General features: G+C 55.4%; 17 protein-coding genes and 1 pseudogene. 5 read left to right on the plus strand and 13 right to left on the minus strand.

What is annotated here, in order from left to right:
• Nucleotides 1-130: 130 nt before the first annotated feature.
• The 13 genes and pseudogenes from ACT3RU_RS08415 to cobT form a co-directional block, all read right to left on the minus strand.
• Nucleotides 131-1,272 (minus strand): annotated as a pseudogene (locus ACT3RU_RS08415) (integrase core domain-containing protein).
• 78 nt (nt 1,273-1,350) lie between these two features.
• A complete protein-coding gene (locus ACT3RU_RS08420; RefSeq protein WP_192527671.1) occupies nt 1,351-3,144 on the minus strand; it encodes a T6SS phospholipase effector Tle1-like catalytic domain-containing protein in 1,794 nt (597 codons plus the stop codon).
• The gene (locus tag ACT3RU_RS08425) at nt 3,137-3,625 is read right to left on the minus strand and encodes a DUF3304 domain-containing protein (RefSeq protein ID WP_192527672.1); all 489 of its coding nucleotides are present in this window, start codon (nt 3,623-3,625) and stop codon (nt 3,137-3,139) included. Before ACT3RU_RS08425 ends, ACT3RU_RS08420 begins: the two co-directional genes overlap by 8 nt.
• Before the next feature lie 62 nt (nt 3,626-3,687).
• Nucleotides 3,688-4,125, minus strand: coding sequence for a DUF3304 domain-containing protein (locus tag ACT3RU_RS08430; RefSeq protein ID WP_192527673.1), 438 nt, complete (start codon nt 4,123-4,125; stop codon nt 3,688-3,690).
• A complete protein-coding gene (locus ACT3RU_RS08435; protein WP_192527674.1) occupies nt 4,122-4,982 on the minus strand; it encodes a DUF4123 domain-containing protein in 861 nt (286 codons plus the stop codon). Before ACT3RU_RS08435 ends, ACT3RU_RS08430 begins: the two co-directional genes overlap by 4 nt.
• Nucleotides 4,979-7,078: a type VI secretion system Vgr family protein gene (locus tag ACT3RU_RS08440; protein WP_192527675.1), complete on the minus strand. Its 2,100-nt coding sequence runs from the start codon at nt 7,076-7,078 to the stop codon at nt 4,979-4,981. Before ACT3RU_RS08440 ends, ACT3RU_RS08435 begins: the two co-directional genes overlap by 4 nt.
• Nucleotides 7,079-7,240: 162 nt before the next feature.
• Nucleotides 7,241-7,675 (minus strand): bifunctional adenosylcobinamide kinase/adenosylcobinamide-phosphate guanylyltransferase, encoded by a 435-nt coding sequence (locus ACT3RU_RS08445; protein WP_192527676.1) that lies wholly within the window; start codon nt 7,673-7,675, stop codon nt 7,241-7,243.
• Nucleotides 7,627-8,280, minus strand: a complete 654-nt coding sequence (locus ACT3RU_RS08450) for a histidine phosphatase family protein (RefSeq protein ID WP_192527677.1) — start codon at nt 8,278-8,280, stop codon at nt 7,627-7,629. Before ACT3RU_RS08450 ends, ACT3RU_RS08445 begins: the two co-directional genes overlap by 49 nt.
• Nucleotides 8,217-8,987, minus strand: coding sequence for an adenosylcobinamide-GDP ribazoletransferase (gene cobS / locus ACT3RU_RS08455; RefSeq protein ID WP_192527678.1), 771 nt, complete (start codon nt 8,985-8,987; stop codon nt 8,217-8,219). The genes ACT3RU_RS08450 and cobS overlap by 64 nt, the downstream gene beginning before the upstream one ends.
• Nucleotides 8,984-9,520 carry a bifunctional adenosylcobinamide kinase/adenosylcobinamide-phosphate guanylyltransferase gene (locus ACT3RU_RS08460; protein WP_192527679.1) on the minus strand — a complete coding sequence of 179 codons (537 nt, stop codon included), beginning with the start codon at nt 9,518-9,520 and terminating at the stop codon, nt 8,984-8,986. Before ACT3RU_RS08460 ends, cobS begins: the two co-directional genes overlap by 4 nt.
• A complete protein-coding gene (gene cobD / locus ACT3RU_RS08465) occupies nt 9,504-10,625 on the minus strand; it encodes a threonine-phosphate decarboxylase CobD (RefSeq protein ID WP_318779696.1) in 1,122 nt (373 codons plus the stop codon). The genes ACT3RU_RS08460 and cobD overlap by 17 nt, the downstream gene beginning before the upstream one ends.
• Nucleotides 10,622-11,587: an adenosylcobinamide-phosphate synthase CbiB gene (cbiB, locus tag ACT3RU_RS08470; protein ID WP_192527681.1), complete on the minus strand. Its 966-nt coding sequence runs from the start codon at nt 11,585-11,587 to the stop codon at nt 10,622-10,624. The genes cobD and cbiB overlap by 4 nt, the downstream gene beginning before the upstream one ends.
• The gene (cobT, locus tag ACT3RU_RS08475) at nt 11,584-12,630 is read right to left on the minus strand and encodes a nicotinate-nucleotide--dimethylbenzimidazole phosphoribosyltransferase (protein ID WP_192527682.1); all 1,047 of its coding nucleotides are present in this window, start codon (nt 12,628-12,630) and stop codon (nt 11,584-11,586) included. The genes cbiB and cobT overlap by 4 nt, the downstream gene beginning before the upstream one ends.
• 417 nt (nt 12,631-13,047) lie before the next feature.
• On the opposite strand from cobT, the gene edd reads away from it, so the two are divergent.
• The 5 genes from edd to dgoD all read left to right on the plus strand — a co-directional run bounded on the left by edd (nt 13,048) and on the right by dgoD (nt 18,997).
• On the plus strand, nt 13,048-14,940 hold the full coding sequence (gene edd, locus ACT3RU_RS08480; RefSeq protein WP_192527683.1) for a phosphogluconate dehydratase: 1,893 nt from the start codon (nt 13,048-13,050) through the stop codon (nt 14,938-14,940).
• Nucleotides 14,937-15,905 carry a glucokinase gene (gene glk / locus ACT3RU_RS08485; RefSeq protein ID WP_192527684.1) on the plus strand — a complete coding sequence of 323 codons (969 nt, stop codon included), beginning with the start codon at nt 14,937-14,939 and terminating at the stop codon, nt 15,903-15,905. The genes edd and glk overlap by 4 nt, the downstream gene beginning before the upstream one ends.
• Before the next feature lie 41 nt (nt 15,906-15,946).
• Nucleotides 15,947-16,909: a carbohydrate kinase family protein gene (locus ACT3RU_RS08490; protein ID WP_192527685.1), complete on the plus strand. Its 963-nt coding sequence runs from the start codon at nt 15,947-15,949 to the stop codon at nt 16,907-16,909.
• A gap of 153 nt (nt 16,910-17,062) precedes the next feature.
• On the plus strand, nt 17,063-17,779 hold the full coding sequence (locus tag ACT3RU_RS08495) for a FadR/GntR family transcriptional regulator (protein WP_192527686.1): 717 nt from the start codon (nt 17,063-17,065) through the stop codon (nt 17,777-17,779).
• Nucleotides 17,780-17,848: 69 nt separating this feature from the next.
• Nucleotides 17,849-18,997, plus strand: coding sequence for a galactonate dehydratase (gene dgoD / locus ACT3RU_RS08500; RefSeq protein WP_192527687.1), 1,149 nt, complete (start codon nt 17,849-17,851; stop codon nt 18,995-18,997).
• Nucleotides 18,998-19,046 lie beyond the last annotated feature (49 nt).

Here is a 19,046-nt window from a genome sequence, read left to right on the forward strand (position 1 = left end):
TCTGAAAAGTGCCCAGGTTTAGCCAAACTGGAGCGCCTACCGTTAGGCGACTAAACGCCGCCAGGTATTCGCGTAGGCGAGAACTTCTTTTGTAATCCCCCCATTTTACGAAGCAGGTATTCGTAGAAATTTAAGCTGTCATCAGTAGCTGCCGAGGAGGGACACCGCCGATAGCGGTATGGGGCCGCTCGTTATTGTATTGCCATAGCCACTCAGTCGCGAGCTCCTGGGCATGACTGACCGAGTCGAACGGATGCAACTCCAGCCATTCATGCCGTGCCGTCCAATTGAAGCGTTCGATATAGGCATTTTGAGTCGTCTTGCCTGGCTGAATGTATAAAAGCGTTATCCGGTTGCTGTTAGCCCAGTCGATCATCGATTGAGCGATATATTTAGGACCGTAGCACTTGCTGAATAAGCAGGTTGGAGCCAGCCATCTGTACCAAAATCTCTGATGCCAATCAGTGAATTTAGGAGATGTACACATTATCCAGCCGGATGGCTGCCGGTTTGCCACGCCACTCGATAATGTGCTTCAGAGAGCGGATAACGCGGGCACTCGGCAATGACAGGTCAACTTCGATACCCAGGCCTTCGCGATTGTCATCATCGATGATATTGAAGGTTCGCAGTGTTCGACCATCGACCATACCTGATTGATAGCCGTCGGCACGCTCAAGGCATCCGGCTTATCTCGCTTCAAGCGTCGCCGGGGCTTGATGCGCAGGTTCAGCTCAAGCTCCCGATAAATGCGGTAAACGCGCTTATGATTCCAGGTGTAACCACGCACATTGCGCAAATGCAGGTAGCAAAGCCCAAAATCCCAGCGCTTTTGGCCGTCGTCAAGCGCAGAAGCCAGTCGGCAATCACGTCGTTCTCGGAACGTCGTTTGGGCCGATAGTGGTAGCAGGATTCACTGACGCTCATGCATTCACAGGCAAGGCGAATACTGACACCATGGCGTTTGACAGTGGAAGCTGCCATCTCACGTCGCTGAGATGGCTTTACAACTTTCCCTCAAGCGCTTCCTGACGGATCTCGGCCTTGAGCTTTTCCTCGGCATACATCTTCTTGAGTCGACTGTTTTCATCTTCGAGCTCTTTCATCCGCTTCATCAGCGAGGCGTCCATGCCGCCAAACCTGGCACGCCACTTATAGAAAGTAGTGCTACTCATGCCATGTTCACGGCACAGTTCTAGGACAGGCACGCACCGAGTCGGCCTGCTTGAGGATGGCGAGAATCTGGCTATCGGTAAATCGTGACTTTCTCACGGAAAACTCCTTACGCTCATTTTATCGGAATTTTCTACTTACAGCCGCTTCGGATTTTCGGGGGGATTACACCTAGACCTAAGGCTTATCAATACCCCTCCACGTCATAAACCGATACCCGCCAACGAGCTGTGAGGGTTGCCGGTTTCGATAAGTCATCTCTTCGGGCTGCTTGTCATGCAAACCATAAGCAAACAAAAGCCCTACCGGCTCAGGTAGCTCAGGGGGGGACTCTTCTCTTGTCCACTGATACCAGCTATTGGCTAATTGCGAGTGATGACGAAGCGTTGCACGCGCATGTAAATAGGTATTCCTGTCGGATGAGCGTTCACGGCGGCGTATATCTGCGGCCTCATCATCCACATCTTCGAGCCAACCCCAGGCTTGCTTTAATGTAGATAATGCTGCATCCACTTCAGCGCGTTCTGCCGTTTGAATCGACCACTCTTCCTGGGAGCCGGAAACAGAGGCTACGAGCGAACCAATGGTGCGATGGTAATAACGGTTGGGCAAGGTATCCTCGCGCGCTTCCAGCGCAGCCAGGGTATCCTGATAGTCAAGGTAACGTTGTGCCAGCCAGGCCAGATAAACCAGGGTATGAGAGCGGAAGTTCTCATCCGTAGGGCCTGGTCGAGAAGTAGTAAACCGTTGATAGTGGCGCGCCAAAGCGGGTAACGAATAGCCCTCGATTTCATCGTTCAGCTCGAACATTTTGGCAAAACGACGACCTTTAGCAACCAAGCTATCCAACGGCGGAAAGGGCACGCCAGCAATAGTGGCGCGGCGATACATACGATGCAGGGCAGCACGTGAAAGCTCTGCGCTGGTTTTCTGTTCGTCGGCGACCAGACCACCGCCAATGTCTTCGCTAATGCCGGGGCACAGCTCTTCATGCCACTGCGCATTTTCCCCTCCCAGCGGACGGCAACGTCGATAGAAGCGCCGCTCATGGGCAGCCACTAGATGCAGCACTCGTTGGCAAGCCGGGTGTAGCTCTCCGCCATCATCAAGCACCGGGCTTAACGGGTGAAACCAATCAAGCAGCCCCATCTCGGCGTGGGTACGATCCACACAGTCCAACAAGCCTACAAATACCACTTCCACATCACTGTCCTGATAAACAAAGCGTTCGCCGTCCTGATCGCACACTTCATCCAGTAGCCGTCGTACAAAGGCTTTTGCCATGGCGGCCCCAAAATCGAAGCCAAAGACAGAGACACGTATGCGGGCCAGCGGTAGCTCACTGCTTTGCTTGACGTCAGCCACGCTGTTGTGGAAATCGCGAACAGCGGAGGAAAGGCGGGTGTGGCTTCCGCTCATCAACAGACTGGCAGCAATGGAGGTGTCACGGATAGGTGGGGCGGCTTCAATGCCTGTGCGAATAGCAGCATCTCGGGCCGCTTTTACCCAGTTCCAGGGTTGAGTGATGGATACTTTAAATGTACGCCCAAAAACCTCATACCAGCGCCCCGATCCACCACCAGAGAGTACTTCTTTTGCGGCATCCGTGGCACTGGAACGCAGCTGTCCTTCACCCGTACCGACTGCTTCACCAGGAACGCGGTTCGCAGCACCTACTACATCGTCAGAAAGGCTTGATTCGAAAGATGTCCCAAGGCCGGAGTAGTAGTGCCTAATAAATTTATGAGCAAGGGTACTTTGAGCCCTTTCTGGATAAGCACTATATAAACGGCCAATATTACTGACTTTTCCGTTTTGTATATCTTCCTCAAGATTTCTGCTTATTCCATCAAAATAGAAACCAATATCCAACACTTGGCTACAGCTAACGCCCAAGTATTGTTCACCTTCTCCGCTAAGACTGGATGCATTAAATGCCTGAATGCATTCTAATGCGCTTTGGTCAATCATTTTTCATCTCCTCTTGTAGCTTTTCAGACAATGGAGATTGTAGATCTGGGCTCCAAGCAAGCTCGACTTGATTTTCTGGTAAGAAATGAACGTGCAAGTACTGGTCTTGGCGGTCATAGGCTGGCATAGATACTGTAAGACTATGTCTTTCTTCCTCCAGGCCAGCCTCAATATCTTCAGGAGTAACATCTAGAATCCACACTACTTCAACAGAGCTAGTTTGAAAGCCCCAGCAGCAGGTAGTTCCGCCTCCCGTATATAAGCCTCCGGTGTAAGCGGATAAATTTCCACCCCAATTCCCATCCACCCAAAAACTATAAATCGGCCGATCTATATGGCTGTGCCCCATCAAAGAACCACTCTTTGATGTATTAAAAAGCATGCTCCAAGCCAGCCATAAAACCACCAAGGCGGCCAACAACACCTGAAGCCAAATAGGTATCAAGCGCATATAACGACTTATTGCCCAGCGTACTAACATAGCAAACCACTCCCTCTTTCAATAAATTCTTCACACAACTCATTGCACTGACAGTCAAGCTTTCATCTTAATTTTTCGGAGAGTGGAGATTGCATATCTGGACTCCAAGCAAGTGCAACTTGATTTTCTGGGAGAAAATGTACGTGTAGATACTGATCTTCTTGAGCATATTCTGGCATCGGGAGAGTTGCGTTATGCTTTTCTTCTTCCAATCCCGCATCGATATCCTTAGGAGTGACATCAAAAATCCACACGACCTCAACGCTATCTCCTTTGAAAGACCAACAACAAGTGGTCCCACCATTTCCACCATAATTACCATCTACAAAATATCGAAAAAGAGGTCGGTCAGTATGATTGTGACCAACCAAGCTTCCATTCTTTGATGCATTAAAAATCATGGCCCAGGCAAGCCATGTAATTACCAAGACAACCAACAGCACCTGAAGCCATACAGGTATTAAACGCATATAACGGCTTATTGCCCAGCGAGCTATCATGGCTCGTCCTGCTGATAGGTGGTTGCTAATATCTCAGCCAGCGTGGTTTCATCACTCGCCGCACGTTGCAAGAGGCGTTGCATTTCCTCCGATGCCCAAGCGTCACTTCCCTGGCTTAGTTGCACATAGACAAAGGTTCGCTTGTCGGCAGTCGCGGTCAAACCATGATGGTCGGCTTGCACAAGCGCTTTTGCTACATGACGGGGACGCTCACAATGGCATATTCCCTCAAATAATGACGGTGAAAAATCGACCAGTTCGGCAGTCAATTGCATAACTTCCGGTTCACCGTGCAGGGATTGCCAACGAGCTTCGTCGACGACCAACTGCCATTGAGAGACGCACCCTGGTGAAGCTTGCCCTTCAAGGGCTACCCAACCCATTGTTGTATCCTGATACCACCACCGGGTAACGCCCGAAAAGAGTACGTTCGCTGAATTCTCGAGCGCATCCTCATGTAACTGAGTAATGACATCAGGAAGATAGAATCGAAGGAGAGCGCGCTGCTTTTGTGGGTTTTCAACTATCATGGCCGGGGCCAGATGGCTAGCTAGCTCGGCCCCGGCCAGTGGGGTCTCTATCCAACCGAGCAAGGCGCATGCCATGCCGTCTAGCTGGTTCAATTGATCAAGCTGATCATGAGGAATGCTCAACAACCAGGGGCCTTCGCGCTGTAAATGGGGCTGGCGTTCATCCTTGATGAGCGACCAGTAGTGGTCCGCGTCAACTATCTCGTTGAACAGGGTCGTTCGGGTGGTTACCGCTAGCTGCGCCATCTCTATCAACGCATAGCGCTTGATGGCCGGTACTTGTAATGTTGAAAGGGGTTCCCAAGCAGGAAGGTTTCCGGTACTCATGCTTGCTCTCCGGGTATGGCACTCTGCCCTTCCGCCAGTGCTTTTTTCCAGCACTCTTCACATACCTCGGGGAGTTTGAAATTGACCTTGAGTAATGCCTCCTGCGAGAGCTGATCGACTCGCTCATGCACCTCCGCCAATGCCCGCCCCGGCAGCAGTGGCCCTTCAGCCGCCTGGCTGGTGCCATTGCCGGGGCTACCGCCGGCGTTCACTTTGACGTTGGGGCCTGAAATGGTAATGCCGCCATCATCCAGCTTGAGAAAGCTTCCCCCTGCGTTGAGGGTCAATTCGCTGCCCGCTTCCAGCACCACCTTATGGCCGGCCTTGATGTGCAGCTCGCGGCCGCTTTCACTCAGCCAGGCCTGACCGGCGTTGATATGCAGCGTGCCTTGTACCGTCAGATGCTGCTGGCCTTCGGCGTGCTCGAAGCGGTTGCCGTGTACCGTGTGGTGGTCGTCGTTGTCGATCTCGCTGATGCGGTCATTGTGCACCTTGAGAAAGCTGTCGTTGTGAATTTCTTCTGTGCGGTCGTTGAGCGTTAACAGCTCCAGGTCTTTCTGGGCGTGCAGCCAGATCTGTTCTTCACCCGCCTCGTCTTCAAAGCGCAGTTCGTTGAAACCTTCAGCCTTATGGCTTTGGGTGCGAATGACCGTGCGCGTCTTGTGTTCGGGCAACGGGTACGGCGCGGTGTTTACGGCGTGATAGGTGCGCCCGGTGACCAGCGGCTGGTCCGGGTCGCCTTCCAGGAAGGAAACGATCACTTCGTGACCGATGCGCGGAATGGCAATACTGCCGTAGCCGCCGCCTGCCCAGCCCTGAGCCACACGCACCCAGCAGCTGGCGGTTTCGTTGGGCTCGGCATAGCGGTCCCAGGGGAACTGTACTTTTACGCGGCCGTGTTCGTCGCAGTAAATTTCCTCGCCTTCCGGGCCGACCACAAACGCCACCTGGGGGCCATCCACGCGGGGTTTGGGGTTGGGCGTGGCACGCCAGGGGGCATCGCCGGGCATGAGGGTGACCTGGTTGAAATAGCGTGTCATGCCGCTGGCATCGCTGTGTGACTCTTTGCTAAGAACCATGCCATCCTCTTCCAGCGCCTGGGGTTGCTCGCCTGTATGGTGTACGGCCACCACCTGCCAGTCGCGGTTAAGGCTTTCCGTGTCGTGGTCGGTCAGGCTAAAGCGCACGCCGGGGGCAAGTTCGGGCAGGTCGCTTTCGGCGCTGGCGGTGATGGCGTCGCGGCGAAGCTCTTCCAGGCGGATGCGGGTAAACGGCTGGCCGGAGGCGTCCTGCTTGTAGCGTCCAGGGTAATCGAAGTGTTCGTAATCCGTCTGCTGGCCGTGGGCTTCCACGTCGCGGCCCAGGTGTTCGTGCAGTTGGGCGTAGGCCGGGTTCTTGAAGCTGTAATCTTTTAATGTAGCGGTGGCCGCCGCCACGCGGGCAGTGTGGCTAAGCTTGCGCACATGGCGCGTGGGCGCGGTGCCGCCGGCGCGGCTGTGGTAGGTGCGCTCGCCTAAATTCGCCAGTACTTGGGGGTCATCGGCGAATACCAGCCGATGGGCGCTCTCTTCGCCTTTTTCATCAAACAGATGGAAATAAAACAGCCCCTCTTCGGCGGCCAAGCGTTCGATAAATGCCAGGTCAGTCTCGCGGTACTGCACGCAGTATTCGCGCTCGGGCAGTTCACGGGTGACGGCGAAGGCCACGTCGGTAATGCCACGTTCGTCGCACAGGGTATTGATGATGGTCAGCGGATCGACTTTCTGGAAGATACGCGAGTTGTGACGCAGCGAAAGCCGCCAGAGTGCGGGACGCAGCACCAGGGAGTAGAAGGTACGCCGGTGGCCGCGGTCGCCGCGACCAAACTCGCTGACGACACCGTGCACGTGACGCAACGCTTTACCATCCTGCCAAACGGTCAGGGTGGCTTCGCGGTCCAGCAGCTCGGCGGCGTCCAGGCGGCCGTCGCGGCTGGCCAGGTTGAGCACCAGTTCAAAAGGCTGGGAGAGCGCTTCGCGGTGGGTAAAGTCGATCACCGCGATATCATCAACGCCGGGCAGCGTCAGGGTGAATTGTAGGCCCTTACCGTTAGCCATCGTGCCACTCCCTGGAACGTAATAAAAAGACAAACGTCCAGAGTAGCGGTAACTCACTGAAGAACAACCCTTTAAGCGCGCAAAGCGACAATATCCTACAAAAAAGTAAGAGATCTCTTACAAAAGCAGGATAAAACTGACGTACTAAAGAAAAACGTGCTGCTACTTATTAGGTAATCCCTGCACCAACCCATGGCGCACATACCAAACGTGCTCGGCACGTTCCGCTACGTCTTGGCTAAACCAACCGTTTAAATCACGCAGGCGGCGTTGATGGCGCTCGATGGGCACAATGCCTCGGCCGATATCGCTGGCGATAATAACCAGCGCTGTTTGCTGCGCCTTGGCAGACTGCAGAAGCTCGTTTAAATCATCGCACCATTGTGACCGCCAGCCATCGCTTCCTGCATCGGAGTCCATGGAGGCTGAGAGCCACTCCAGTACGCCATGCAGTATTAATGGTGTGCTGGGCAGCATTACCCCGGCGCACTCACGTAAGCGCTGCCCAGGCGCTAACCGCCACCAGACAGCACTTGGAAAACGTGTTTTTACAAGGCTTCGCTTACCGGCACAGGCACCGCCGATGAACAGTTGCATAGCCACTCTCCTTTTCCACAATCGCCGGGGTGATACGTCAATTGCCAGCGTCTTCCTTGGGCCTGAGTCACCACGCCACCCCAAAACTCAATCGTTTCAAAGCGGCGGCGAAGCTCGCGGATAACGCCGCCATGCGTTACGACCAGAATCTTTTGATACCCATGCGCCAAGGCATCTTTCGCTACATCGGCAAGCCAAAGCGCCAAGCGCTCACGTAGCTGAGCCGCTGACTCACCGCCTGGGATCTGTAGCTCGCCGACGCTATCCACCCAGGCACGATAATGCGGCAAGTCTTTAAGTTCATCGTAAACCTTGCCTTCATAATCACCAAAATTGAGTTCTTGTAGGCGAGGCTCCAAACGTAGCGGCACACCCGGCTTGGCCGCTTGAATCCACTCAAGCGTTTGTTGACAGCGGTGAAGGTCACTTGAATAGATCGCGTCAAAACGCTCGCTTGCTAGCGCTTCGCGAAGTGCTAAAAGCCCCTCTTCAGCATCAGGAAATAACAGCGGAATATCGCGCTGCCCCTGATAGCGGCGCTCTACATTCCAGGCGGTAATGCCATGGCGTACCACCACCAGCTCAACATTAACCCCATCAGCCACAACTCACCTCCTTCTATCGTCGCGCCCACCATATCACCATTAATACCCTGGAACAGTGTCATCAGCGCCCATCGGCTGGCGACTACAAATAAGCCCGTCGCAAGGCACATTGCCATAATGCCCGGCCAAAAAAGCGCGAGCAGCAGCAAAGGTACCAGCGCCAGCAGTACATCACGCAGGCCAAGCGACTGCTTCCAAGCCCAGGCCAGCCCTGTTTGTTGAGCACATGGCGTGAATACCAGTAGCATCGCGCCCCCCCATCGCCCCAACGAGGGGAGTACCACCAACCACCAGAGCGGAGCGCCGTATTGCAGTAATGCCCAAAGCAGGGCGCCTTTCCAGGCAAGCAAAAAAAGCAGCGCCAAGATGCCGAAACTGCCAATTTGGGGGTCTTTCATGATTTCCCAGCGGCGCGCCAGCGGTTGATTGCTGCCCAGCGCATCGGCTAAATCCATTACCCCATCCAGGTGCAAGCCACCGCTCAAGCCCACCCATAGGCTGAGCAGCGCAAGTGCGGCAATTGGCGTGGGCGCGTTTTGAAGCAACAGCGCCAGCAGCGCTAACAAACCACCCAACAATAGCCCCACCAGGGGATAGGCACGGATAGCCCAACGGCGGGTTTTAGGTGTCCAGGGGCAGGCAATAGGTACCGGTAAGCGGGTTAAAAACTGCAGGGCAAGCGCACCACCATAAAAAGCATTTTTCATGAAGGGTCACTCTTGGGTTTCCACTCAATGGCATGCCCGGCCACCACTTCAAGCACCGAGTTTGCCTCACCCGCCAGCCAGCAATGCAGTGACTGTAAAAATGCCAGGAAACTCCCGAGTTCTTTATCAGGTGAAGGCAGGTCCTCATTGAGGTCGTTGGACACCAGCACCAGGTGAATGCCTCGCGAACGCGCATCTTGTACGCTCTTTGCTAACAGCGCCTTGCCTTGGGAGTCAGTTAAACCACCCGAGTAACGCACCTGACTGGCCCAGAGTGTCAGACAGTCCAACAATACAGCGGCGCCATCGGGCACTTGTGCGATCGCTTGGTCAATGGCAATGGGTGCCTCAATCGTGATCCAACGCATATCCCGCGCGCTTTGATGGCGTGCCACTCGCGCCGCCATCTCCGCGTCATAAACCTCCGCAGTAGCAATGTAGTAGCAACTACTCCCATTGGCGGCTTTTATTACCTGCTGCTCGGCCACTGCGCTTTTCCCCGAGCGAGCGCCGCCACTAACAAAGACAATCATTCAGTACCTTTAATAGTCGCTGGTTCGCTGTTGCGCCACGCAGGGCAATGCGCACCCAATCGCCGTCCAGACCTGCAAAGTTATGCGTATGACGAACCAATATGCCGTTTCGCAACAGGCGCTCAAAAAGTACGTTACTGGTAAGCCCCCTTTCACGCAAAGTGTTATTAGGCCTTGCCAGAAAAAAATTAGTCGTGCTGGTGACGACATCAAGCCCTTTTGTAAGCAGAGATGCCGCCATCAGCGGGTGTTGCTGGTTTAGCCAGCTGCGAGTTTGCTCAGCAAACGCCGCATCCCGAAGGAGCGGCGCCACCAACGCAGCCGCCATCTGATTTACGCTCCAGGGAGGTTGGTGCACAGCCAACGTTTGAATGGCCACCGAAGGCGCCAGCACGTAGCCTACGCGTAACCCCGGCAACGTATAAAACTTGGTCATCGAGCGTAGCAGCAGTAGATGCGGATGGTCGGCCAACAGGGGCGTTAACGACGCTCTTTCCCCCTCCTCCACGGTCATATCGACAAACGCTTCATCAACCACCACATCGCAACCTATCGCTGCCGTGCGGGCCAATAACGCCTGCATGGTACTCAGTGGAATCAACGTAGCGGTAGGGTTATTGGGGCGGCATAAAAACAGTACGCTGATGTCTTTTAGTGATGCCATTAACGCGTCGAGATCAAGCTCAAACGTTGGAGCGGATAACGCAATATAAGTAATTGGCAAACGGTGTGCGCGGCAGGCGCGCGCATACTCTCCAAAGCCAGGCGTCACGATGGCGGCGCGCTTGCCCGCATACCGGGCTGCCACTAAAAAAATCGCCTCGGCTCCCCCATTGGTCAGCAGTACCTGCTCGGGCGTAACGCCGTGGTAGGCGGCTATCGCTTCCCGAGCCTCGCGATAATCAGGTGCCGGGTAATGGGCTAGCGACGCAATCGACGCAGTGAGCGCGTTTGCCACCCACTCAGGCGGACCAAGCGGATTAAGGTTGGCGCTAAAGTCTTCTATTGGGTGCGCATCGGGTAGCCCAAAGCGCTTTAAAAGTGCGGCTGGCTGGCCACCATGGCTTGGCCAGTGAGAGACGCACTGCTCTGCTTTATAGCTCACCTTACCCCCACCCATAGCAACCCCATCAGCCCCATAAACAGCAGCCACCCTACATGCATTAGTTGAATGGTCCCCCCGATGTGCGTCACGTTTAGTGGCGCCAGAGGCTCGCCAAGCGTTGCGCGCCGAGAAATAGCGCCTTGATAGGTATTAAGCCCACCCAGCTGCACACCCAATAGCCTGGCAACCATGGCCTCTGGCCAACCGGCATTGGGGCTTGGGTGACGCGGGGCCTCTTGGCAAGTGGCACGTAGCGCGCCTCGCCAGCGTAGCGGCTTATTGGCCACCAAGGCCAATAAAATACCGCCTAACCAAAGGCAGCACGCGGTGATTCGGGCTGGCAACCAGTTGGCTATATCGTCCAGTTTGGCCGAGGCAAAGCCAAACTTTTCAAAGCGCTCGTTACGGTACCCTACCATGGAGTCCAGCGTATTAATCGCCTTATACGCCAGAGCTAACGGCGCCCCACCTATCACGGCAAAAAACAGCGGTGCGGTAATACCATCCACGGTATTTTCAGCCACGGTTTCCACCGTCGCCCGAGTGATTTCAGCCTCATCGAGCGCTGCCGTATCGCGCCCTACAATCATGGAAAGCGCTTGGCGTGCGCCCGGCAAATCGCCGTTAGCCAGCGGTACCGCGACGGCTCGGCCTGCATCCGCCAACCCTTTAATGGCAAGCGTTGTAGCCAGCAGCCAGAGCTCCGCAACTAACCCAAGCCAAACGTTAATCGCCGTTAACAGCGCAAGCACTGACCAGCTAACACCCCATACGCCAATGACGACGGTTGCGGTGAGTAGAAATCCCCGGCGCTTTCGCTGTGAATCAGTGCCTCGATTCCAGCTCTTTTCCAAAAAGCTGATCATGCGGCCAATGAAAACGACCGGGTGCGGCAATGAGCGAGGGTCGCCTATTAGTAAATCCAACCCGATAGCGAATGTAATAAGCAGTAGCAGGGTCACGCTGTTTTGTCCGCGATACCGGCGGAGGTAAACGTCGCCATTTCAGCCATCATGGCGGTAGCCGCCTGGAGCAAAGGGAAAGCCAGCGCGGCACCGCTGCCTTCCCCCAAGCGCATGCCCAGCGCGAGTAACGGTGTTGCCTCCAGCGCTTCCAGCGCTGCCCCGTGGCCTGGCTCTTCAGAGCGATGACCGAATACAAGATAGCCGCTTACAGCGGGGCAAATTCGGCAGGCAGTCAGTGCGGCCACGCTAGCAATAAAACCATCGACAATGACGGGCAGGCGATAAGCGGCCGCAGCCAAATAGGCGCCGGTCATCGCGGCTATTTCAAGCCCACCCAAGGCGGTCAGCACGCTTAACGGTTGACTCGCCTCAAAATGCCGCGCCGCAAGCGCTCGCTCAATAACATTCACTTTATGTATTTGCTGCTGGCTGTTAAGCCCTGTGCCTGCGCCCACTACCTGAGCAACCGGCGTACCGGTCAAGGCCGCTAGCATGGCGCTACTTGCGGTGGTGTTGGCAATGCCCATCTCGCCTACTATTACACTACGGCAACCCGCCTGGTGAGCGCGCCTCACGGCATTAATGCCTGCCCCAATTGCCGCTTGGGCTTGCTCAGGGAGCATGGCATTTTCGATAGCAATATTTCCCGAGGCGCGACGTATCTTATTGACGACCACGCCCGGCATATCAACATCGCTTACGACACCCACATCGACGATCTCAAGCCTGGCGTTCACCTGCCGGGCAAACACGTTGATTGCCGCACCTCCGTTGGCGAAGTTGGCGACCATCTGTGCCGTAACCGCTTGGGGAAAGGCAGAAACGCCTTCGGCGGCAACGCCATGGTCCGCGGCAAACACCACGACCCCAGGCGGCGTAATGGTAGGCGCACGTTCACCGCTAATTTCGCTAAGCTGAATCGCCAACTGCTCTAGCATTCCAAGGCTTCCAGGCGGCTTGGTAAGCGTGTCCAGATACGCCCTTGCCCTATCACCAGCAGCGCAATCAACAGGTTGTATCTGGGCAATTAGGGAATGCATAGCGAGCTCCGGTAGCGTAAAAGAAAACAGACAGTTAAGCCTCAAATAGTAACAAACGTTGGGGCTTTAACGTTGCTCTTTCATCGCCGCGCACCTGGCTTTTTAGCCGCTAACAGTAGCGATGAACAGCCAGTCATCCAGGAAGGGTTGTGCGCCAGCTCAATAATGATGGAGCCGCACATCAAGCATGGCAGGCGGAACTCGATAGAGGCCATTGGATTATACTAGACTTGCTTAAGCGAGCCGCCAAGAGACTGTGCCACTGCCTGAATCTAAAGAGATAATGAGCCGCAAGGTCTTGGATATAGTAATAAAACCAAACGAATAACCTGTTTTATTTTTTATTTACTTAAAACAGCATAAAAATATGTAAAATAACTACACAAATCGTGCCGTTTCTATCATGCAGAGGTCATTATGCCGAGCCCAACACCTGCTACGTTAAATCCTACCGTTGCCAAGGTTACTCAACGTATTCGTGAACGTTCTCGGCAGCGGCGCGCGCTCTACGAAGCGCATATGGCGGACCAACATAAGCAAGGCGTCCATCGTGGTGAGCTTTCCTGCGGGAACCTGGCGCACGGCTTTGCCGGCTGCGATGTTCCTGTCGATAAGGGCCGACTCAAGTTAACCAATAGCGCCAACGTGGGCATCGTATCGTCCTATAACGATATGCTTTCCGCTCACCGGCCTTTTGAAGACTACCCTGCGGTTATTAAAGAAGCCGCGCGGGGCATGGGTTCAACCGCCCAGTTTGCAGGTGGCGTACCCGCCATGTGCGACGGCGTGACCCAAGGGCAGCCCGGCATGGAGCTGTCGCTGTTTTCCCGCGACGTGATCGCCATGGCGACGGCGGTCGCACTTTCTCACAACATGTTTGATGCAACGCTGTACTTGGGGATCTGCGATAAAATTGTGCCTGGGCTATTTATTGGCGCTGCACGCTTTGGCCATCTACCGGCCATGTTTGTGCCTGGTGGCCCCATGACCACTGGCCTTCCCAATGATGAAAAAGCCCGCGTTCGTCAGCTTTATGCTGAAGGCAAGGTTGGCCGAGACGAGCTGCTGGAAGCCGAATCCCAGTCCTATCATAGCCCCGGCACCTGCACGTTTTACGGCACCGCCAATTCCAACCAGCTAATGATGGAAATGATGGGCCTCCACCTGCCCGGCGCCTCGTTTGTTAACCCAGGCACCCCGCTGCGTGAAGCGCTCACCCGCTATGCCACTGAACAGGCCATTCGCAATACCGAACAAAGCGGCAACTACCGCCCGTTCTATAAGCAAATTGATGAGCGAGCGATTGTTAACGCAATTGTCGGCCTGCTAGCCTCGGGCGGCTCAACCAACCACACGCTACACCTGGTAGCCATGGCAGCCGCGGCGGGCATTACCATTAACTGGGACGATTTCACCGAGCTTTCAGCAGTGGTGCCCAGCATGACCCGCATTTACCCCAACGGCCAGGCGGATGTTAATCACTTCCAGGCGGCGGGCGGTATGAGCCTGCTGATTCGCGAACTTCTCCAAGCGGGTCTTATGCATGGCGACATTCCTACCGTCTTTGGTACGGACATGACCGCCTACACGCAAGAGCCTTTCCTTGAAGATGGCAAGCTCACTTGGCGCGAAGGCCCTGAATCCAGCCTCGACTCAGAGGTACTCCGCCCGGTCAGCAATCCCTTCTCGCCAACTGGCGGGCTTACCGTACTCGACGGCAATCTGGGCCGCGGCGTGATTAAAATTTCCGCAGTGAAGCAGGCACACCGCATCGTTGAGGCGCCTGTTCAGCTATTTGATGATCAAAACCAGGTAAAAGCGGCGTTTGAATCGGGTCAGTTGGATCGCGATGTCATCGTGGTGGTGCGCTTCCAGGGCCCTAAAGCCAATGGCATGCCCGAACTGCACAAGCTCACGCCGTTTTTAGGCGTGCTACAAGACCGTGGCTTTAAAGTGGCTCTGGTGACCGATGGCCGTATGTCGGGCGCTTCAGGCAAAGTGCTTGCCGCTATCCATGTCACGCCTGAAGCCGTTGACCGCGGCCCTCTATCCAAGTTGCAGGATGGTGACATTGTGCGCCTGGATGCCGAAACCGGCGAACTTAACGTGCTGATGGATGCTGCTACGTTTGATGCTAGACCGTGCGCGCAGGCCAATCTTGAGCAGAACCACTTTGGCATGGGTCGCGAGCTATTTGGCGGCTTCCGCCACTTGGCTACCAAAGCGGAAGAAGGCGCAGGCGTGTTTGGCGGCTTTGAAGCTGACGCTCTTTCCCGAGAACTGGAAAAAATCGAGCAGGAGGACCAATGAGCCGACCTGCTCTCATTGGTGACATCGGGGGAACCAACGCCCGCTTTGCGTTGGTCACCCCAGGGGAGAAAACGCCCCAGCACATTCTCAACCTGCCCTGCGCCGACTACCCGGGGGTAGTGGAAGCAGCCCAAGACTATTTGAGCCAAGTGGGCGCGACCGGCGGTAACGCGCCTACTGAGGCCTGCCTAGCGTTTGCCTGCCCGGTGCATGCCGAGCAGGTCAAAATGACCAACAACCACTGGCAGTTTTTAAAAAGCGAGGTTCAGCAGACGCTGAACCTTTCGCTGTTTAAAGTTATTAATGATTTCACCGCTCAGGCATTGGGCATCCCCCACGTGCCAGATCACGACCTGGTGGAAGTGAAGCCCGGCACGCCTCAAGCACATGCAGCGCGCCTGGTAATTGGCCCGGGCACGGGGCTGGGCGTGGCGGGCGTTTTCCCTGGCCTGCACGCATGGATTCCGCTGCCCACCGAAGGCGGCCATGTTACGTTTGCCCCCACCGATATTCGAGAGCGTGAACTGCTGGATGAGCTACACAAGCACTACCCGCGCGTCAGCGTAGAGCGCCTATTGTGTGGCCAGGGCATTGTTGACCTGTATACGGCTGACTGCGCCCTTGAAGGCATAGCGCCAGCGTTTACCACTGCTGCCGAGGTGACTCAGGCTGCCCAGCAGGGTGATGAAATAGCCAGCCGCACGCTGCTGCGGTTTCTAAAAATCCTGGGGGATGTGTGTGGCGACGCAACACTGACGATGGGCGCTCGCGGGGGCGTGTATCTATGTGGCGGCATTGTTCCACGCCTGCTGGACTGGCTGCCCAACAGCGAGCTACATACGGCCTTTATCAATAAAGGGCGTATGCACACCTATAATGCGGATATTCCTATCTGGGTCGTCACTCACCCATGGACAGGCCTGCTAGGCGCTGCCGAAGCGCTACATAACGAAGAAGTGTTTTAACGCGCAGGGCGGCAGCAACCTCAAAACAACAAGGACAACCCATGATTTCTGTTATTGCGTTTGGTGAAGCGCTGGTGGATATGCTTTCAAGCCGCTTAGGCGATGCTAACGACCGCCAGGAAACCTTTACTCCTTATGCTGGCGGTGCGCCCGCTAATGTTGCCGTCGCTTGTGCTCGGCTTGGGGTGCCTAGTCACTTTTTAGGTATGGTCGGCGATGACACATTTGGCCATTTTTTGATTCGGGAACTCAACAGCCATGGGGTTAATACCGATGGCGTTATGCGAACTAAAATGGCCCGTACGGCACTCGCGTTTGTCTCCCGAGACTCCCTCGGCGAACGCACCTTTGACTTCTACCGCCCACCGGCCGCTGACCTGCTCTATCGCATTCATCATTTGCCCCAAGGAGTATTTGAAACGCCAGCCATCGTGCACCTGTGCAGCAATAGCCTAACCGACCCTGACATTGCCGAAACCACCCTCGCCTTGGCAAACATGGCCAAGCAGTCTGGCTGTCTGGTGAGCGTTGACGCCAACCTGCGACATAATTTATGGGCAGATGCCGCCGCCGATATTGGCCTGGTGATGCAGCTTTTAGACACTGCCGAGCTGCTCAAGATATCGCTTGAGGAGCTGGATTACCTGCGCGGCGAGCAGTCTCAGGACACCTGGCTTAACCAGCGCTTGGCCGCAGGCGTCAACGTCATTCTTATTACTGACGGCCCTAACGATGTGGTGCTTAAAAGTGCTGCCATGGCACAGCACATTGCGCCGCCCAGTGTACAAGCAGTGGATACGACAGCGGGTGGCGATGCGTTTATTGGTGGCCTGCTGGCAGAGCTTTCTCGCCACGGCATTGCCCCAGGTTGGCACGAGGATAACGCCTTCTTAAGCGCTGCCGTGGAGACTGCCTGCCGCTGTGGGGCTCATACCGTTACCCGGCCTGGCGCGTACGCCGCGCTACCCACTCAGGATGATATTGCCGCACTTCGGGCGCGTTAAAAGCGATTTCTTTTAAGACCCGTCCTTTTAAAAACTGTACTTTAAATACAGTCCTTTTAAAAAAGGCCCACCTAAAACCAACTTTCGTCTGGTTGTTAAAATGTCTGACATTTAATAAGCTCACGCTATTACCGTCATTCATAGAGACATCCCATGACGCTGGATACCCTGCCCGCCCACCACGGTGGCGCTGAACACTTGGCACGCTTACTGGCCAGGGCGCTATTAACCGGCCACTGGCAGCCCGGTGACGTCTTTCCCAAGGAGCTGGATATAGGCAAGCACTTTGCCGTCAGCCGCAATCAGGTACGCAATGCATTGGCAAGCCTAACGGCTGCCGGGCTTATAGAGCGCACGGCGGGCCGGGGCACGCTGGTTCGTGAGATGAGTGAATGGCACCTGCTTGACCCATTAATGAGCGAATGGATGACGGGGCTCGTCAACCTGGACCCTCAGCTTGTGCGCGCAATTTACGCTTTTCGATTCTCAGCAGAGCCCACGGTTGCGAGATTGGCAGCCCAGGCGGCCACCGGTGATGACATTACACAACTGGAAGCAGCGTTTGAAGGCATGCGCTGTTCGGCAGGCAATCCTGACGCGCGCGCCCAGCACATTGAGTTCGATGTTGCCTTTCACGATGTGATCTACCAAGCGACGCATAACCTGGTGTGGCGGCAAATGGGCCATTTATTACGCCCTTCAATCATGGCGCTGGTATATCGCTCGCAACACGATATTAAAACGCTCGACGACAGCTTGACCCGGCACCGCCACGTATTGGATGCGATTAAAGCCGGCGACGTTAACGCGGCCGACAATGCTGCGCGCGAGGTATTGCGACGAACCGCTATCGACCTGGGCATCGTCTAGCTGGGCTGAAACCAACTTCTGCAATAACGTTTGCCGTACCCACTCGGCTAACCGTGAGGATTACATCGTATGAAAATTACGCGTCTTAAAACATGGCAAGTCCCTCCCCGCTGGCTGTTTCTTAAAATCGAAACCGATGAAGGCTGTTATGGCTGGGGCGAGCCGGTTATCGAAGGCCGTGCCGCAACGGTGGAAGCGGCTGTTCACGAACTTTCCGACTACCTGATTGGTCAGGACCCTCATCGGATCGAACACCTTTGGAACACGCTCTATCGTGCCGGGTTTTATCGCGGCGGCCCCATTTTGATGAGCGCCATTGCGGGTATTGACCAGGCACTGTGGGACCTTAAAGGGCGTGATTTGGGTGTTCCCGTTCACCAACTCTTGGGGGGAGCGGTGCGCGATAAAATGCGCATGTATGCCTGGACTGGGGGCGACCGCCCAAGCGATGTGGGCGCCGGTGCCAAGGCGCTGGTCGAAAAAGGCTTTACCGCGTTCAAGATGAATGGCACGCCCGAAATGCAAATCGTCGACTCTCATCGCAAGGTCGATGAAGCCGTGGCCCGAGTGCGTGAGGCGCGCGAGGCCGTTGGGCCGGATGTGGGTATCGGTATCGACTTTCATGGCCGCGTCCATCGTCCCATGGCCAAAGCATTACTGCGTGAGCTTGAGCCTTACCATCCCATGTTTGTTGAAGAGCCCGTTGCACCGGAACACTTGCCTTGCTTGAAAGATATTGCGGGCGGGTTGAGCTACCCCTTGGCGACCGGCGAACGCTTACATACCCGCTTTCAGTTCCGCGACCTGCTGGCCGATGGCATGATCGACATTATCCAGCCCGATATTTCCCACTGTGGCGGCATTAGCGAAGGGCTGAAAATCGCCACCCTCGCCTCTGCCTACGATGTGGCGCTGGCGCCCCACTGCCCGCTTGGGCCGTTAACCCTGGCCGCCTCACTTCAGCTGGATGCTGTCTGCCATAACGCCTTCATTCAAGAACAAAGCATGGGGATTCACTATAACCAGGGCAATGACGTGCTGGACTACCTGGTAGACAAAACAGCCCTCAGTATCACCGACGGTTTTTGCGCTATCCCCCAAGGCCCCGGCCTGGGCGTAGAAATTGATGAAGCCTATGTTGAAGAGCGCGCAAAAATAGGCCACCGCTGGCGCAACCCGGTATGGACGCACGACGACGGTTCTATCGCTGAGTGGTAAGCCCTGCTTTCTGAATCGTGGAGAACCTTATTCGTGGAGATATCGTCAC

This window comes from Halomonas sp. TP35, assembly GCF_052375975.1.
GTDB classification, from domain to species: Bacteria; Pseudomonadota; Gammaproteobacteria; order Pseudomonadales; family Halomonadaceae; genus Vreelandella; species Vreelandella citrativorans.

What these genes read in the sequence shown, in the direction of transcription:
- cobT (WP_192527682.1), bottom strand. Translation starts at nt 12,630, where the DNA reads ATGCATTCCCTAATTGCCCAGATACAACCTGTTGATTGCGCTGCTGGT.
- cobS (WP_192527678.1), bottom strand. Translation starts at nt 8,987, where the DNA reads ATGAAAAATGCTTTTTATGGTGGTGCGCTTGCCCTGCAGTTTTTAACC.
- ACT3RU_RS08460 (WP_192527679.1), bottom strand. Translation starts at nt 9,520, where the DNA reads ATGATTGTCTTTGTTAGTGGCGGCGCTCGCTCGGGGAAAAGCGCAGTG.
- edd (WP_192527683.1), top strand. Translation starts at nt 13,048, where the DNA reads ATGCCGAGCCCAACACCTGCTACGTTAAATCCTACCGTTGCCAAGGTT.
- ACT3RU_RS08495 (WP_192527686.1), top strand. Translation starts at nt 17,063, where the DNA reads ATGACGCTGGATACCCTGCCCGCCCACCACGGTGGCGCTGAACACTTG.
- ACT3RU_RS08435 (WP_192527674.1), bottom strand. Translation starts at nt 4,982, where the DNA reads ATGAGTACCGGAAACCTTCCTGCTTGGGAACCCCTTTCAACATTACAA.
- ACT3RU_RS08490 (WP_192527685.1), top strand. Translation starts at nt 15,947, where the DNA reads ATGATTTCTGTTATTGCGTTTGGTGAAGCGCTGGTGGATATGCTTTCA.
- ACT3RU_RS08420 (WP_192527671.1), bottom strand. Translation starts at nt 3,144, where the DNA reads ATGATTGACCAAAGCGCATTAGAATGCATTCAGGCATTTAATGCATCC.
- glk (WP_192527684.1), top strand. Translation starts at nt 14,937, where the DNA reads ATGAGCCGACCTGCTCTCATTGGTGACATCGGGGGAACCAACGCCCGC.
- ACT3RU_RS08440 (WP_192527675.1), bottom strand. Translation starts at nt 7,078, where the DNA reads ATGGCTAACGGTAAGGGCCTACAATTCACCCTGACGCTGCCCGGCGTT.
- ACT3RU_RS08430 (WP_192527673.1), bottom strand. Translation starts at nt 4,125, where the DNA reads ATGATAGCTCGCTGGGCAATAAGCCGTTATATGCGTTTAATACCTGTA.
- dgoD (WP_192527687.1), top strand. Translation starts at nt 17,849, where the DNA reads ATGAAAATTACGCGTCTTAAAACATGGCAAGTCCCTCCCCGCTGGCTG.
- ACT3RU_RS08425 (WP_192527672.1), bottom strand. Translation starts at nt 3,625, where the DNA reads ATGTTAGTACGCTGGGCAATAAGTCGTTATATGCGCTTGATACCTATT.
- ACT3RU_RS08445 (WP_192527676.1), bottom strand. Translation starts at nt 7,675, where the DNA reads ATGCAACTGTTCATCGGCGGTGCCTGTGCCGGTAAGCGAAGCCTTGTA.